Source organism: Streptomyces sp. WM6378 (genome assembly GCF_001279695.1).
Taxonomy (GTDB): domain Bacteria; phylum Actinomycetota; class Actinomycetes; order Streptomycetales; family Streptomycetaceae; genus Streptomyces.
Window position 1 is genome coordinate 1 of the sequence record NZ_LGDD01000317.1, and the last position, 14,694, is coordinate 14,694.

At 66.1% G+C, this 14,694-nt stretch carries 13 protein-coding genes and 1 tRNA gene; 4 read left to right on the top strand and 10 right to left on the bottom strand.

The annotated features are described in order from the left end of the window. A partial coding sequence (locus ADK54_RS32025) for a lysine N(6)-hydroxylase/L-ornithine N(5)-oxygenase family protein (protein ID WP_053729279.1) occupies nucleotides 1-1,399 on the top strand: 1,399 nt, incomplete at its 5' end. 19 nt (nucleotides 1,400-1,418) lie between these two features. On the opposite strand, the gene ADK54_RS32030 is transcribed toward ADK54_RS32025, so the two are convergent. Beyond that, a complete protein-coding gene (locus tag ADK54_RS32030) occupies nucleotides 1,419-3,242 on the bottom strand; it encodes a bifunctional metallophosphatase/5'-nucleotidase (protein ID WP_053729280.1) in 1,824 nt (607 codons plus the stop codon). A 160-nt stretch (nucleotides 3,243-3,402) separates the two neighbouring features. Between ADK54_RS32030 and ADK54_RS32035 the strand changes: the two genes are divergently transcribed. Both ADK54_RS32035 and pyk read left to right on the top strand, forming a co-directional pair. Next, entirely contained in the window at nucleotides 3,403-4,095 is a 693-nt protein-coding gene (locus ADK54_RS32035) for an SIMPL domain-containing protein (protein WP_053729281.1), read from the top strand. A 166-nt stretch (nucleotides 4,096-4,261) separates the two neighbouring features. Next, nucleotides 4,262-5,698 (top strand): pyruvate kinase, encoded by a 1,437-nt coding sequence (gene pyk, locus ADK54_RS32040; protein WP_053729282.1) that lies wholly within the window; start codon nucleotides 4,262-4,264, stop codon nucleotides 5,696-5,698. Between the two features lie 48 nt (nucleotides 5,699-5,746). On the opposite strand, the gene ADK54_RS32045 is transcribed toward pyk, so the two are convergent. After that, on the bottom strand, nucleotides 5,747-6,526 hold the full coding sequence (locus ADK54_RS32045) for a hypothetical protein (protein WP_053729400.1): 780 nt from the start codon (nucleotides 6,524-6,526) through the stop codon (nucleotides 5,747-5,749). Between the two features lie 109 nt (nucleotides 6,527-6,635). Continuing rightward, nucleotides 6,636-6,708 (bottom strand) — tRNA-Leu (locus ADK54_RS32050). Between the two features lie 98 nt (nucleotides 6,709-6,806). Here ADK54_RS32050 and ADK54_RS32055 point away from each other — a divergent pair. Continuing rightward, nucleotides 6,807-7,463, top strand: coding sequence for an ANTAR domain-containing response regulator (locus ADK54_RS32055; RefSeq protein WP_053729283.1), 657 nt, complete (start codon nucleotides 6,807-6,809; stop codon nucleotides 7,461-7,463). A gap of 73 nt (nucleotides 7,464-7,536) precedes the next feature. On the opposite strand, the gene ADK54_RS32060 is transcribed toward ADK54_RS32055, so the two are convergent. The 7 genes from ADK54_RS32060 to ADK54_RS32090 all read right to left on the bottom strand — a co-directional run bounded on the left by ADK54_RS32060 (nucleotide 7,537) and on the right by ADK54_RS32090 (nucleotide 14,664). Continuing rightward, entirely contained in the window at nucleotides 7,537-8,253 is a 717-nt protein-coding gene (locus ADK54_RS32060) for an ABC transporter ATP-binding protein (protein WP_053729284.1), read from the bottom strand. Next, on the bottom strand, nucleotides 8,250-9,110 hold the full coding sequence (locus ADK54_RS32065) for an ABC transporter ATP-binding protein (protein ID WP_420717436.1): 861 nt from the start codon (nucleotides 9,108-9,110) through the stop codon (nucleotides 8,250-8,252). The genes ADK54_RS32060 and ADK54_RS32065 overlap by 4 nt, the downstream gene beginning before the upstream one ends. A gap of 5 nt (nucleotides 9,111-9,115) precedes the next feature. Beyond that, a complete protein-coding gene (locus ADK54_RS32070) occupies nucleotides 9,116-10,915 on the bottom strand; it encodes a branched-chain amino acid ABC transporter permease (RefSeq protein WP_053729401.1) in 1,800 nt (599 codons plus the stop codon). A gap of 5 nt (nucleotides 10,916-10,920) precedes the next feature. After that, nucleotides 10,921-11,850, bottom strand: a complete 930-nt coding sequence (locus tag ADK54_RS32075) for a branched-chain amino acid ABC transporter permease (RefSeq protein WP_053729286.1) — start codon at nucleotides 11,848-11,850, stop codon at nucleotides 10,921-10,923. Between the two features lie 98 nt (nucleotides 11,851-11,948). After that, complete coding sequence (locus ADK54_RS32080; RefSeq protein WP_053729287.1) at nucleotides 11,949-13,163, bottom strand: branched-chain amino acid ABC transporter substrate-binding protein; 1,215 nt, start codon at nucleotides 13,161-13,163, stop codon at nucleotides 11,949-11,951. A 411-nt stretch (nucleotides 13,164-13,574) separates the two neighbouring features. Beyond that, the gene (locus tag ADK54_RS32085) at nucleotides 13,575-14,036 is read right to left on the bottom strand and encodes a hypothetical protein (RefSeq protein WP_053729288.1); all 462 of its coding nucleotides are present in this window, start codon (nucleotides 14,034-14,036) and stop codon (nucleotides 13,575-13,577) included. 160 nt (nucleotides 14,037-14,196) lie between these two features. Continuing rightward, the gene (locus ADK54_RS32090; RefSeq protein ID WP_053729289.1) at nucleotides 14,197-14,664 is read right to left on the bottom strand and encodes a PaaI family thioesterase; all 468 of its coding nucleotides are present in this window, start codon (nucleotides 14,662-14,664) and stop codon (nucleotides 14,197-14,199) included. Between the last annotated feature and the right edge of the window lie 30 nt (nucleotides 14,665-14,694).

The window sequence follows — 14,694 nt, forward strand, 5'->3', positions numbered from 1 at the left end:
CCCCACCCCCGAAGAACACCCCCACGACGTCGTCGGCATCGGCATCGGCCCCTCCAACCTCTCCCTCGCCGCCCTCGCCCACGGCGTACCCGGCGGACTCGACACCGCCTTCTACGAACAACACCGCGCCTTCCACTGGCACCCCGGCCTCCTCATCGAAGGCGCCACCCTCCAAGTCCCCTTCCTCGCCGACCTCGTGACCCTTATCGACCCCGCCAACCCCTGGTCCTTCCTCAACTACCTCAAGCACCGCGAACGGCTCTTCCCGTTCTACTTCGCCGAAAAATTCCACATCCATCGCACCGAATACGACGCCTACTGCCGCTGGGTCAGCGAAAACCTCACCTGCCTCCACTTCTCCCACCAGGTCGACGCCGTCCGCTGGAACCCCGAACGCGCCCTCTTCGAAATCGACTTCACCCAACTCGACGCCCACGGCGAAGCCGAAGCACTCGGCCGCTCCTACGCCCGCAACCTGGTCGTCGGCGTCGGCACCGAACCCCACGTCCCCGAACCCCTCAAACCCCTCGCCGACGCCCCCGCCGTCCCCGTCATCCACTCCGCCGACTACCTCGACCACCGCGAACGACTCCTCACCGCCGACCACATCACCGTCATCGGCTCCGGCCAGTCGGGCGCCGAAGTCTTCCTCGACCTGCTCCGGGCCCGCCCCGCCGGCGCCGAAAAAATCACCTGGCTCGCCCGCACCGAAGCCTTCGCACCCATGGAGTACTCCAAGCTCGGCCTCGAACACTTCACCCCCGACTACACCCGCTACTTCCACGCCCTGCCCGAAGCCGTACGCGACCAGCTCCTGCCCCGCCAATGGCAGCTCCACAAAGGCATCGACGCCGACACCATGGCCGCCATCCACGACGAGCTCTACCGCCGCACCCAGCACGGCGCCTGGCCCGACGTCACCATGACCCCCGGCGTCTGCGTACGTACCGCAGGACGCGTCGCCACCACCAAGGTCGAACTCCACCTCGAACACACCCAGCAAGGCGTACGCGACCGCCTCACCACCGACGCCGTCGTCCTCGCCACCGGCTACCGCGAACGCCCCCTCGGCCACCTGCTCGCCGGACTCGACCCCTACATGCGCTACGACAGCGCCGAACGCCCCCGCATCGACGAGGAGTTCAAGCTCCTCCTCGACAACTCCGTCACCGGAAACGTCTACATCCAGAACGCCGAAAAACACACCCACGGCGTCGGCGCCCCCGACCTCGGCCTCGCCGCCTGGCGCAGCGCCACCATCCTCAACTCCCTCACCGGCAAAGAGCCCTACCCCCTGCCCACCCGCACCTCATTCACCACCTTCGGCCTCGCAAAAAAGAACCAGGCCCGCCCGGCACAACAGCCAGGGGGCCTGGTACCGCTCGTCGAACAGCGGTGACACACAACGAGCCGACGGCTCAGAACACGGCAACACCGTTCTGCGTCAGCTTCCAGTCCACCGAAGCGAACTCCGCCTGATCGATGACACCCTTCGCCTTCACCCACGCGATCATCGTGTTACGGATCTCGTCGGAGTTCGCCCACAACTGCTTGGCGGTGGCCACCCCCGGGAAATTGCCGCCACCATTGGCCCGGTAATTGTTCACTGCCAGCACGAACTGCGCCTTGTCGTCCAACGGCTTGCCGTCGAACATCACCTTCGAAACCCGCGAACCGGCCGGCTTCGCGATGTCCACCTCGTACGAAACGCCACTCACCACGTCGTAGTTGTAGTCCGGCGTACTGTTCGCGTTAGTGATCTTCGCAGGATCCACCGTGCCCGTCGTCTGCACGTAGTAGTTCGCCGAGAACTCCAGATACGCCCGCACCTGAGCACCCGTCAGAAGGCGTGCCTCCAACGTGTTCTCGTACACATACAGACCCGCCACATCCCTGATCGTCACCTTGCCGGCCGGAATCACCGCCGACCGCGAGAAACACGCCGCCTGCGACAGCACGGGCAGCGACTTGTACTCGGTCGACGCCAGCGCCGCCTTCACCGTCTCCGCCTGAATGTGATTGATCAGATCGATGATCGGCACATCCTTGTACGGAGCCTCCGTCGATCGCATCTCCGCACCATTGGTGCCCACCACCTGATTGACGTACGCCACGACCTTGTCGTGCTCCGCCTTCACCAGCCTCGACACCACCGGGTCCTCGGCCACCGCATTGGCATTCCGCACGTCCGCCGTCACCGACGTCACATGCCAACGCCCCCGCGAAAACTCAAGCGCGAAATCGAAGACGCTCAGCCGCATACCCCACATGTACGGCTCGGAAAGCACCACCGACTTACCGGTCTCCTTGTTCACCACCGTCCGCGACGCCACCTCCTTGTGCGTGTGACCCACCAGAATCGCGTCAATGCCCGGCACCTGCTCCGCCACCAACGACGACGCGTTCTCCGGATACGGCAACGCGTCCCCGTACGACGTGCTGCCGTCAAGACCCGAATGATCCGTACAGATCACCACATCACAACCCAGCGCCCGCAACTTCGGCACATAGATCTTCGCCTGCTCCACAAGACCCGGGAACGTCATCTTCCCCTGCACATTGGCCTTGTCCCAGATCGCGATCCCCGGATTCGTCAGACCCAGGATCCCCACCTTCACATCCGGCCCGTGCGGCACCTTCAGACGGCACACCGTGTACGGAGGAAAGGCCGGCTTCAACGTCTTCGCATCCAGTGCATTCGCCCCAAGGAGAGGGAAGTCGAGCTGCTCCTGGAACGCCCGCAGCGTCGGAATGCCGTAATTGAACTCGTGATTGCCGAGCGCGGCGGCGTCGTAGCGCATGTGGTTCATCGCCAGCGCCATCGGATGCTCAGGGCCCCGCTTGCCGCCCGAACCCGTGATCGGCTCCACCCGCGCGTAGTAGTACGACAGCTGCGTGCCCTGGATGATGTCACCCGCATCGATCAACAGCGTGTTGTGACGGCCCTTCTCCTTACGGACCTGATCCACCAACGTCGAGATCTTCGCCAGACCCACGTCGTTGTGCCCCGCGTCGTCGTACTCCTTGTCCGTGAAGTAGTCCCAGTTGAAGACATGGCCGTGCAGATCCGTCGTGCCCATCACAGAGAACGCGTACCGCTTCGGCGGACGTCCGTGCCCATGGGCCGCCACATCCTGGCCACGAGCCTCGGCCTCGGCGGGCAACGCCGTACCCCCCACAACGGCCACCCCGGCCCCTGCGGCGGCCGTAGTGCCCAGGAACGTCCTGCGGTTCAGCGGCATGGTCTTCTCCCTGAAGTCGTGTGACGCGCGTAGAAGTTGAGCAGACCGCGACGCGCGTAGAACCCACGGATTCTGACGCAACAGCAACCACCCGCAACACCCCCCGCAGGTTTCGATTCGATGACCGGCACCTGACAGAACGGGATGCCACAGTGAAGCCATGACCAACCCCCAGCCCTACGGCACACCCGACCAGCCACGCCTCGCCGTCCACGGCGAAGCCCACCTCGAAGTCGACCCCGAAATCGCCCGCATCAGCATCTCCATCACCACCCGCGGCCCCGACCGCCGCGCCACCCTCGACGACCTCACCCGCCGCAACACCCACGTCATCAACCTCATCAAAAGCTACGGCGACGCCATCGAAAAACTCGAAACCGGAGCCTTCTCCCTCACCCCCGAACTCACCCGCCACGGCCGCGGCGAACGCGTCCGCACCCACCACGGCACCGTCCACATCACCGCCGAACTCACCGACTTCACCGCACTCGGCGAACTCACCACCCGCCTCGCCGACCTCGAACTCACCCGCGTCGACGGCCCCTGGTGGTCACTGCGCCACGACTCACCCGAATACGGCAAAGTACGCCGCCAAGCCGTCCAGCAAGCCGTCGTACGCGCCCGCGAATACGCCGACGCCCTCGGCGCCACCCTCGCCGCCCTCGTCGAACTCTCCGACCCCGGCGCCGAAACCCCCACCGCCGGCTACGGCCGCCCCACCGGCGGCATGGCCTTCCGCGCCGCAGCCCCCGGCGCCGCCGAACCCGCCCCCGCCCTCGACCTCGAACCCCAACGCCAATCCATCCACGCCCGCGTCAACGCCCGCTTCATCATGACCCCGCCAAAACTCTGACACCCGAGCACACCCCGTAGCGCGGACACACGCCCGGCGCCCCGAAATGCTCATCGGAGCGCCCCCGCGCACAATTCAACACTTGTCAACCACCCTTCACGCAAAGGTTGTTGAGCAGTAACCCCAGCCCAAATCCCTACCCACCGGTAAGCCCTAGGCTCGAACCATGCGCCGAGCCAAAATCGTCTGCACCCTAGGGCCCGCCACCAACACGTACGACCAGATCAAAGCCCTGGTCGAAGCCGGAATGGACGTAGCCCGCTTCAACCTCAGCCACGGCACCTACGCCGACCACGAAGAGCGCTACCAACACGTCCGCAAAGCCTCCGACGAAACCGGCCACAACGTCGGCATCCTCGCCGACCTTCAAGGCCCGAAGATCCGCCTCGGACGCTTCACCGAAGGCCCCGTACTCCTTGAACGCGGCGACCAGTTCACCATCACCACCGAACCCGACACCCAAGGCGACCGCCACCTCTGCGGCACCACCTACCCCGGCCTCGCCACCGACGTCACCACCGGCGAACGCATCCTCGTCGACGACGGCAAAGTCGCCCTCCAAGTCACCGCCGTCGACGGACCCCGCGTCCACACCCTCGTCACCGAAGGCGGCATGGTCTCCGACCACAAAGGCCTCAACCTCCCCGGAGTCGCCGTCTCCGTACCCGCCCTCTCCGAAAAGGACCAGGACGACCTCCGCTGGGCCCTGCGCACCGGAGCCGACATCATCGCCCTCTCCTTCGTCCGCAGCGGCCGCGACATCGAAGACGTCCACCGCATCATGGACGAAGAAGGCCGCCGCCTCCCCGTCATCGCCAAAATCGAAAAACCCCAGGCCGTCGACAACATCGACGACATCGTCGCCGCCTTCGACGGCATCATGGTCGCCCGCGGCGACCTCGGCGTCGAAATGCCCCTCGAACTCGTCCCGATCGTCCAAAAGCGAGCCATCAAGCTGGCGAAACGCAACGCCAAGCCCGTCATCGTCGCCACCCAAATGCTCGACTCAATGATCGACAACTCCCGCCCCACCAGGGCCGAAGCCAGCGACGTCGCCAACGCCGTCATCGACGGCACCGACGCGGTGATGCTCTCCGGCGAGACCAGCGTCGGCAAGTACCCCGTCGAAACGGTGCGCACGATGGGCCGCATCGTAGAAGCGGCGGAAGAAGACGTCCTGGCCAAGGGCCTGCCCCCGCTCACCGAACGCAACAAGCCCCGTACGCAAGGCGGCGCGGTGGCCCGGGCGGCCGCGGAAATGGGCGACTTCCTCGGCGCGAAATTCCTGGTCGCCTTCACCCAGTCCGGCGACACCGTCAAGCGCCTCTCCCGCTACCGCTCCCCGATCCCGCTGCTCGCCTTCACCCCGGTGCCGGCCACCCGCTCCCAGCTCAACCTCACGTGGGGCGTGGAGACGTTCCTCGGCCCGCACGTCGAATCCACCGACGAGATGGTGGCCCAGGTCGACGAGATGCTCCTGAAGGTGGGCCGCTGCAAGAAGGGCGACGTGGTCGTCATCACGGCGGGCTCCCCGCCGGGGGTTCCGGGCTCGACGAACCTGGTCCGCGTCCACCACATCGGCGAGGACGACAGCCCCAAGTAACCCTGGGCCACGGCCCCTTGCCCCACCCTTTGCAGGGGGCCCCTGTGTTCAGTACTTGGGGCCTATGTGCTGGTCCATCAATGAGACGGAGCCCCGCTTGGCGACGGATATGTTGTACGGCTGCCCCTGGCGGGTGCAGTGCCGCCACTCGATGCCCAGTCGGTCGAGTGTGTCGGTGTAGAGCTGCCGTATGTCGTCCGACACATTGGTGAACCAGTAGCGCGGGTACTCGTAACGCTTCTTCTCGCCGCCGACTATGCGTGTGGCCCAGTTGGTGGCGCGACAGCCATCGGAGTGGATGAGCCCCCGGATGAACTCCCAGGGGTGGGCGTCGACGATGTCCTGCTGCCAGGGTTCGAGCACGATGCGTCGCTCGTGCTTCTTGCCGGGGCCATGCTGGGGGAACATGCAAGTCCAGTGCTTTGTAAAGGACTTGACCTCTACGCATCCCTTCCGCTGTCTCCTTGTGGTGCTGGGGAGCGGCATGACCGACCGCATCGCCTGTTCGGCAGCATCGATCAGGCCGGTCTGGGCGGCGTTGCAGAAGATGGACAGGTGGTGCTGCTTGGGCTTCGAGATGATGTGCCCGTCGCCCAGGTAGAGGCCCAGCAAGTAGGCGTACGCCACGTGGTCGAAATCGCGGCCGGTGCATATCGGGCAGTCAGTGGGGGGCTCGTACGTTTCGCCCCGGCGTCGGCGGTCCTCGTGGCGCCACCAGCCGACGGTGCCGCGGGGCACATTTAGACGTTCGGCTACGGCCCGGTTGGTCATGCCCTGACGCAGCAGGGTGACGGCTTCGTTACGTATCGAAGAGGTGTGCTGCTCCATGGCTGCCAGATTTGCCGCATGCGTGACCTGCGGCAGCAATTCGACCACGTGTTCACCAGGTCGAGTGAAGATCTCCAAACACTGGTAAACCTTGAAATCGAAGGAGAAGTGCCCCGAGTCGGATTCGAACCGACGCTGTATGGGTTTTGAATCCATGGCCTCTACCGCTGGGCTACCGGGGCCCCTTCGAAACGAAGGATACCGGAGACCCCTCGTGCCTCAAACATACAGGAGCTAGGTAGGCTCATGCAGCAGCACCTGCCTTAAATAAGGAGCCCCCGTGACCGCCCCCGAGTCGCCCCAGCCCATCGCAGACGACGACGATGCGACGCACGTCCCCCCGCTGACGACCCGCGTCGTCATCGCCGAGGACGAGGCCCTCATCCGGCTCGACCTCAAAGAGATGCTCGAAGAAGAGGGCTACTCGGTCGTGGGCGAGGCCGGTGACGGGCAGCGGGCCGTCGAGCTCGCCCGGGAGCACCAGCCGGACCTGGTGATCCTGGATGTGAAGATGCCCGTCCTGGACGGGATCTCCGCCGCCGAGCTGATCGCGAAGGAGTCGATCGCCCCCGTGCTGATGCTGACCGCGTTCAGTCAGCGGGACCTGGTCGAGCGCGCCAGGGATGCCGGTGCGATGGCGTACCTGGTGAAGCCGTTCTCGAAGAGTGATGTCGTGCCGGCGATCGAGATGGCGGTGTCGCGGTTCACGGAGTTGAAGGCGCTGGAGCAGGAGGTCGCGGACCTCTCGCAGCGTTTGGAGACGCGGAAGTTGGTGGACCGGGCGAAGTCGGTGCTGCAGACGCAGTACGGGTTGTCGGAGCCGGCGGCGTTCCGGTGGATCCAGAAGACGTCGATGGACCGGCGGATGTCGATGCAGCAGGTGGCCGAGGCGGTTATTGAGGACGCCGAGGAGAAGAAGGCGGCGAAGGGGCAGTAACCCCCGTACATGAATGAGAGTGGCCCGCGTCCGGCACCCCCGGACGCGGGCCACTCTCGTATGTACCCAGAACTCAGTCTTCGCCGAGGTAGGCCTTGCGGACGGATTCGTCGTGGAGGAGGTCCTGTCCGGTTCCGGAGAGGACGATTTTGCCGATTTCCATGACGTGTCCCTGGTCGGCGAGGGAGAGCGCGGCTTGGGCGTTCTGTTCGACGAGCAGGATGGTGGTGCCTTGGGCTTTGAGTTCGCTGATGGTGGCCATGATTTTCTGCATCATGATCGGCGAGAGGCCCATCGACGGTTCGTCGAGCATCAATAGCTTCGGTTGGGACATCAAGGCGCGGCCCATGGCGAGCATCTGCTGCTCGCCGCCGGAGAGGGTGCCTGCGGCTTGTTTGCGGCGTTCTCCGAGGATGGGGAAGAGGTCGTAGGCGCGCTGGATGTCTTTTTCGATGCCTGCTTTGTCGTCGCGGAGGTAGGCGCCGAGGCGGAGGTTGTCCTCGATGGTCATGCGGGGGAAGATGTGGCGGCCTTCGGGGGAGTGGGCCATTCCGAGGGCGACGATTTTGTGTGCGGGGACGTTCTTGAGTGGTTTGCCGTCGAATTTGATGTGGCCGGCGAGGGGTTCGAGGAGGCCGGAGAGGGTGCGCAGGGTGGTGGTCTTTCCGGCGCCGTTGGTGCCGATGAGGGTGACGACCTGGCCTGCTTCGACGCTGAAGGAGATGCCTTTTACGGCTTCGATTTTGCCGTAGGCGACCCGGAGGTCCTCGACTTCGAGGAGTGCGGTCACGGGGTGTCTCCTTCGGTGCTGGTGGTGCTCTGCGCCGATTCGGCTGCCTCTACTTCGGCGAGTTCTTCGTCTCCGGGTGCGCCTTCGAAGGGGGTGCCGAGGTAGGCGGCGATGACGCGTTCGTCGGCCTGGACGATGTCGGGGGTGCCTTCGACGAGTTTTTCGCCTTGGACGAGGACGGAGACGCGGTCGCAGAGGTTCATGATGAAGCGCATGTCGTGCTCGATGACGAGGACGGCGATGCCTTGGTCGCGGATGGCGAAGATGAGTTCTTCGGCGGCGCGGGTTTCTTGGGGGTTCATGCCGGCGGTGGGCTCGTCGAGGAGGAGGAGTCCGGGTTCGCTGGCGAGGGCGCGGGCGATTTCGAGCTTGCGTTGTTCGCCGTAGGGGAGGTTGCGGGAGAGGTGGTCGGCTTTTGCGGCGAGGCCGGTGAACTCCAGGAGTTCCATGGCTCGTTCGCGTGAGGCGTTCTCCGCTTTTTTGAATCCGGGGAGCCTGAGGAGTGCGGACCAGAGGCCTTCTTTGGTGCGGGTGTGGCGGCCGACGAGGACGTTTTCCAGGACGGTCATGTTGGGGAACAGGCGGATGTTCTGGAAGGTGCGGGCGACGCCGGCTTTGGTGACGAGGTGGGGCTTTGGGGGGAGGACTGTGTTCTTGTACGTCACCTTTCCTTCGGTGGGGACGTACAGGCCGGTGAGGCAGTTGAAGAAGGTGGTTTTGCCTGCGCCGTTGGGTCCGATGAGGCCGATGATTTCGCCGCTGTTGACGGTGAGGTCGACGTTTCGTACGGCGGTGAGTCCGCCGAAGCGCATGGTGACGCCGCTGGCGTGGAGGACGGTGTTGGTCGTGGTGGTCATGCTGGTCACGCCCCCGCCTTGGTGACGCCGACGGGTGTGTCGGTGAGGCCCTCGTCGGGTACGTCGAGTTGGCCGGTTTCGTGGAATTCGAGCTTTTTCCTGCGGTCGGCGACGATGCCTTCGGGGCGCAGGCGCATGAGGACGATGAGGGCGACTCCGAAGAGGAGGAGCTGGTAGTCCTGCATGAATTGGAGTTTGGCCGGGATGAGGTAGAGCAGTGAGGCGCCGATGAGGGGTCCGCTCATGGTTCCCATGCCGCCGAGGATGACGGCGGCGAGGAGGAAGGCGGAGTTGGGGGGTACGGAGCCGGCGAATTGGTACTGCTCGGGGGTGACGGTGCTGGTGAGGTGGCCTTGTACGGTGCCGGCGAGTCCGGCGAGGGTGGCGCCGAGTGCGAAGGCGATGAGTTTGACGCGGAAGCCGTTGATGCCCATGGCGGTGGCGGCGGTTTCGTCTTCGCGGATGGCGACCCAGGCGCGGCCGATGCGGCTGTCGGCGCTGCGGCGGAAGACGGTGACGACTACGAGGGTGATGACGAGCATCAGGAGGTAGTAGTTGCCGGGTTTGCCGAGGGTGAAGCCGGCGACGTCGTGGGGGACGCCGAGGTCGTATCCGAAGATGGTGATGTCGGGGATGGCGGGGATGCCTCGGGAGCCGTTGGTGACGTTGGGTCCGCTGTTCCCGTTGAGGTTGTTCATGGTGATGCGGAAGATCTCACCGAAGCCGAGGGTGACGATGGCGAGGTAGTCGCCGCGTAGCCGCAGGGTGGGGGCGCCGATGAGGACGCCGAAGATGAGGGATGCGCCGGCGCCGACGAGGATGGCTGCCCAGAACGGGAAGTGGACGCCGAGGCTGGATTGGCTGGCGCCGGAGACGAGGGCTGCGGCGTAGGCGCCGACGCCGAGGAAGGCGACGTAGCCGAGGTCGAGGAGTCCGGCGAGGCCGACGACGACGTTGAGGCCGAGGGCGACGGTGGCGAAGATGAGGATGTTGGCGCCGATGAGGGCGTATTCGTCGCTGGACTGTGTGAAGGGGAAGCAGATGGCGGCGACGAAGGCGGCGCTGAGGGTGACGGTGCGGTGTTGTGCGGTGAGTGCGGAGAGGCGGGCGAGGAGGCCTGCCTGGGTGATTGCGGCGAACGTGAACACGGCGGTGATGAGGAAGCCGATGAACAGTTCGGTGTATTCGGTGTCGATGCCGTACGCGAAGACGTAGAGGCCGATGGCGAAGGCGGCGACGATGATGAGGATGCCGGCCCAGTCGGGGATGGTCTTGGCGGTGCGGGGGCTGGGGGCGGCGAGGGTGTGGCGGATGCGCTGCCAGGCGTTGTCGCCGGTGGTGTCGTTGCCGGGGGTGTCGCCGGGCAGGGCGAAGGCGGCGACGAGGGCGATGAGGGAGCCGATGCCGGAGACGTAGGCGCCGGGTTCGAGGTTGACGATGCCGCCGAGGTCGCTGGATATCGCGCCGAGGGTGTAGCCGGTGGTGGCGAAGGTGGCGAGGGCGAGCAGGCGCAGTGGTGCGTTGGTGCCGGCGGGGGTGAGCCAGCGCAGTCCCTTGACGCCGTAGGCGGAGAGGGCGAACAGGAGGGTGAGCAGCGCGCCGGTGAGGGTGAGGAGCTGGAGGCCGCCGGGGTAGCCGTCGACGGTGAGGTCGCCGGGGAAGTCGCTGGTCCAGGTCCAGGCGAGGAAGGTGCCGATGAGGGCGATGGCGGCGCCTGCGGTGACGGCGTGCCGGGCGAGGGTGGTGGGCAGCAGCGGGATGAGCGGGGTGCCGCTGTCGTTGGTGCGCGTGGTGGTTTCGGTCATGGTGTTCACGCCCTGTCCGCGACGCGTTCGCCGAGCAGGCCTTGGGGTCGTACGAGGAGGACGACGATGAGGAGGACGAAGGCCCATACGTCCTTCCAGGCGCCGCCGCCGAAGAGTTCCATGCTGGGGATGTTGCCGATGTAGCCGACGGCGAGGGATTCGGCGAGGCCGAGGACGATGCCGCCGAGCATGGCTCCGTAGATGTTGCCGATGCCGCCGAGGACTGCTGCGGTGAAGGCTTTGAGGCCCATGATGAAGCCCATGCGGAAGCCGACTTGGCCGTTGTGGAGGCCGTAGCCGACGGCTGCGATGGCGGCGAACGCGGCGCCGATGGCGAAGGCCATGACGATGATGCGGTCGGTGTTGATGCCCATGAGCTTGGCGGTGTCGGGGTCCTGGGCGGTTGCTTGCATGCCGCGGCCGGTGCGGGTTTTGGTGACGTAGAACCCGAGGGCGATCATGCAGACGGGGGCGGCGATGAGGATGAAGAGGTCGCCGCGCTGGATGTTGGCGCCGAGGACGTGGAAGGGGCTGCCGTCGAACTGGGGGAAGGAGCGGTCCTTCTTGGCGTCGGGGTACCACTTCCATACGGCCTGCTGGAGGGCGAGGGAGAGGCCGATGGCGGTGATGAGGGGGGCGAGGCGTGGTGCGTTGCGCAGGGGCCGGTAGGCGAAGCGTTCGGCTGCGGTGGCGACGAGGACGGAGACGATGACTCCGCCGATGATCATGAGGGGGATGGCGGCGAGGAGGGAGAAGCCTGCCGGGAGTGCGAGGAAGACGGTGAGAGCCCCGAAGCCCCCGACCATGAATATCTCGCCGTGGGCGAAGTTGATGAGCTGGACAATGCCGTAGACCATCGTGTAGCCGATCGCGATCAGTCCGTACATCGCGCCGAGGATGAGTCCATTGGCCAGCTGTTGCGGCAGTTCGTGCACCGCGGGGCCTCCGTGAAGTGATCGGATATGGCACCGCGCGGGAGCGCTGGTGGCGCTCCCGCGCGGTCCTTTGAGTGCTGGGGCGGGATGTCGCCGGGTTACGGCTTGTAGGCCTCGCTGAGCTCGGGCTTCCAGGCGCCGTCGGTGACCTTGTAGGCGGTCATCATGGTGTTGGTGGTGTCGCCGTACTGGTCGAAGGAGACGGGGCCGGTGACTCCGTCGAACTTGACCTTGCCGACGGCGTCGAGGACCTTGGCGCGCAGGTCGCCGCTGGGGAGCTTGCCGCTGTTGGCGGTGACGACGTCCTTGACGGCCTGGATGATGGCCCAGGTGGCGTCGTAGGTGCCGCCCCCGTAGGCCTCGTAGGCGTCCTTGTAGCCGGCTGCCTTGTAGTTGGCGATGAAGCTCTTGGCGGAGTCGAGCTGTTCGACGGGCTTGCCGACGGAGGTGGCGAGGTCGCCGTTGGCCTTCTTGTTGAGCTTGATGAAGTCGGCGCTGTAGATGCCGTCGCCGCCCATGAGCGGGATGTTGGTGCCGCTGTCCTTGAGCTGCTGGCTCAGGGGGCCGGCGGCGGGGTATTCGCCGCCGTAGTAGAGGGCCTTGGCTCCGGTGTTCTTGACCTTGGCGACGATGGCGTTGAAGTCGCGGTCGTCGGGGTTGATGTGGTCGGAGCCGACGATCTTGCCGCCGAGCTTGGTGAAGGTGTCCTTGAAGGACGCGGCGAGGCCGGCGCCGTAGGTCTTCTGGTCGTCGATGAGGTAGACCGAGTCGATCTTGGCGTTGTTGAACAGGTACTTGGCGGCGAAGGCGCCCTGGACCTGGTCGGTGGTGGCGGTGCGGAAGAAGGTCTTGTAGGGGCGGACCTTGTTTCCGGTCTTCCAGCCGTCGCCCTGGGTCAGCTCGGTGCCCGTGTTGGCGGGGGAGATCTGGGTGAGGCCCGCGTCGTTGAGCGGCTTCTGCATGGACTGCGAGACGCTGGAGTTGAGGGGGCCGACGACGCCGACGACGGTCTTGTCGCCGATGAACTTGGTGGCGTTCTGCTGGCCGACGGACGGCTGGGCCTGGTCGTCGAGCGGCTGGGTCTTGAACTCGACGCCGGGGACGAGGTTCTGCTTGTTCGCCGTCTGCGCGGCGAGGTCGGCGGAGTTCTTGATGCCGAGGCCGAGGGCGGACAGGTCACCCGTGAGGGGTGCGTCGACGCCTATGACGACGGTCTGCTTCTTGCCGCTGCTGTTGTCGCCGCCTTTGTCGCGCGAACCGCAGGCGGTCAGTGTGAGTGCGCCTGTGGTGAGCACTGTGGTGAGGATGAGCAAGGAACGGTGTCGCACGATGGGTCCTTTCCCTGGCGCGGCCTCCTCGTGTGCGAGGTGCCGTGTCGGTCGCCGGGCCGTACTGGGTGGTAAGGGCCGTGCAGCAGTCGCACCCGGCGGCGCGGTGACTGGCCGTGACTCTAAGCGCAGCCGACGGGGGTGGGGAGCGGCCGGGACAGGATGTGACTTTCTTGTTATGCCAAGGCCAAACCTTGATGGTGCAGGGCTGACAATTTGTACATTCCGGGGCACTGGGATTTCTCGCATGATGAGAACGCCCAGTTCCGCTAAGGGGCTTGAGGGGATCATGGTGCTGACAGGCCGTGGTGCGTCCGGATGTCGGTCGATGGCCGGGAAGCTGCCGTCCGGTAGCTCGAAGTCGCCCTCCATGCTCCGTGCGATTGTTACGGAGCGTTACGGCGATCCGGAGGGGGTCGGCTGCTTCGTCTGGGCCCAAGGGTCCGTCGTCGGGGTGCCGTTGCGGTAGCGCTCGGCACAACCCTGCTGTGCCTGCTGGTCGATGAGCCGGTCGCCGGCGGCCGCGCCGTGCGCCGCGCGCTCCTTGCGGGCCGCGGCCAGGGTGGCCAGGAGGATCTCGTTCTGCCCGTCGGACAGGCCCTTCTCCTGGTAGTCGAGCCCGGAGCCCTGACCTGCGTCCAGCTCCTGCTTCGCCCAGTACGTGATCAGGTGCGTGCAGAGCTCGGCGGGTGAAGTGGTGTGCGGGGAGGGGGAGTTGAGGGTTGAGGGGGACTGGCTCGGGGTGCTGCCGGGCGGGGAGCCGTGCCCGGCCGAGCAGCCCGCGAGCGCGGCCGACAGGGCGAGCGCGCCCGCCGCCGCGAGCCGTATCCGTACTCGGGGCCGCGCTCGGGTCCTCATGACACGACGTTAGGGCCCGGTCCGCGACATGACAATGGCCGGTGAGTCATCGACTCACCGGCCACCGGGGACTCAACTCGCCTGCGGCGAACCGGACTTGAAGCGTCCGCAGCTGTGCCGCAGTGAGCCGCCTCGCACGCGCTGGTCGTGCTGCCGGGGCTCAGCCCTTGAGGCCCTCCGCGTCGCGCAGCAGGCACGTCAGGCGGGCGGTGCAGACCCGCTTGTCCTGCTCGTCGGTGATGACGATCTCGTACGTCGCCGTCGAGCGCCCGCGGTGCACCGGGGTGGCGACGCCGGTGACCAGGCCGCTGCGCACCCCGCGGTGGTGGGTGCAGTTCAGGTCGACACCCACCGCGATCTTGGTGATGCCGCCGTGCAGCATCGAGCCCACCGAGCCGAGCGTCTCGGCGAGCACCGCGGAGGCGCCGCCGTGCAGCAGCCCGTACGGCTGGGTGTTGCCCTCGACGGGCATGGTGCCCACGACGCGCTCCGCCGAGGCCTCGATGATCTGCACACCCATGCGGGTGCCCAGGTGTCCGGCGGAGAACATGGCGGGCAGATCGACGCCGAGGGCCGCGTACTCGTCGACGACTTCCTGCGGGAACTTCACGCTGCTCTGCTCGCCCATGGGCTCCGGCTCCGTTCATCTGCGGTCACT

Coding starts and splice junctions, on each gene's coding strand:
- ADK54_RS32030 (WP_053729280.1), bottom strand. CDS start 3,242: ATGCCGCTGAACCGCAGGACGTTCCTGGGCACTACGGCCGCCGCAGGG.
- ADK54_RS32035 (WP_053729281.1), top strand. CDS start 3,403: ATGACCAACCCCCAGCCCTACGGCACACCCGACCAGCCACGCCTCGCC.
- pyk (WP_053729282.1), top strand. CDS start 4,262: ATGCGCCGAGCCAAAATCGTCTGCACCCTAGGGCCCGCCACCAACACG.
- ADK54_RS32045 (WP_053729400.1), bottom strand. CDS start 6,526: ATGGAGCAGCACACCTCTTCGATACGTAACGAAGCCGTCACCCTGCTG.
- ADK54_RS32065 (WP_420717436.1), bottom strand. CDS start 9,110: ATGACCACCACGACCAACACCGTCCTCCACGCCAGCGGCGTCACCATG.
- ADK54_RS32070 (WP_053729401.1), bottom strand. CDS start 10,915: ATGACCGAAACCACCACGCGCACCAACGACAGCGGCACCCCGCTCATC.
- ADK54_RS32085 (WP_053729288.1), bottom strand. CDS start 14,036: ATGAGGACCCGAGCGCGGCCCCGAGTACGGATACGGCTCGCGGCGGCG.
- ADK54_RS32090 (WP_053729289.1), bottom strand. CDS start 14,664: ATGGGCGAGCAGAGCAGCGTGAAGTTCCCGCAGGAAGTCGTCGACGAG.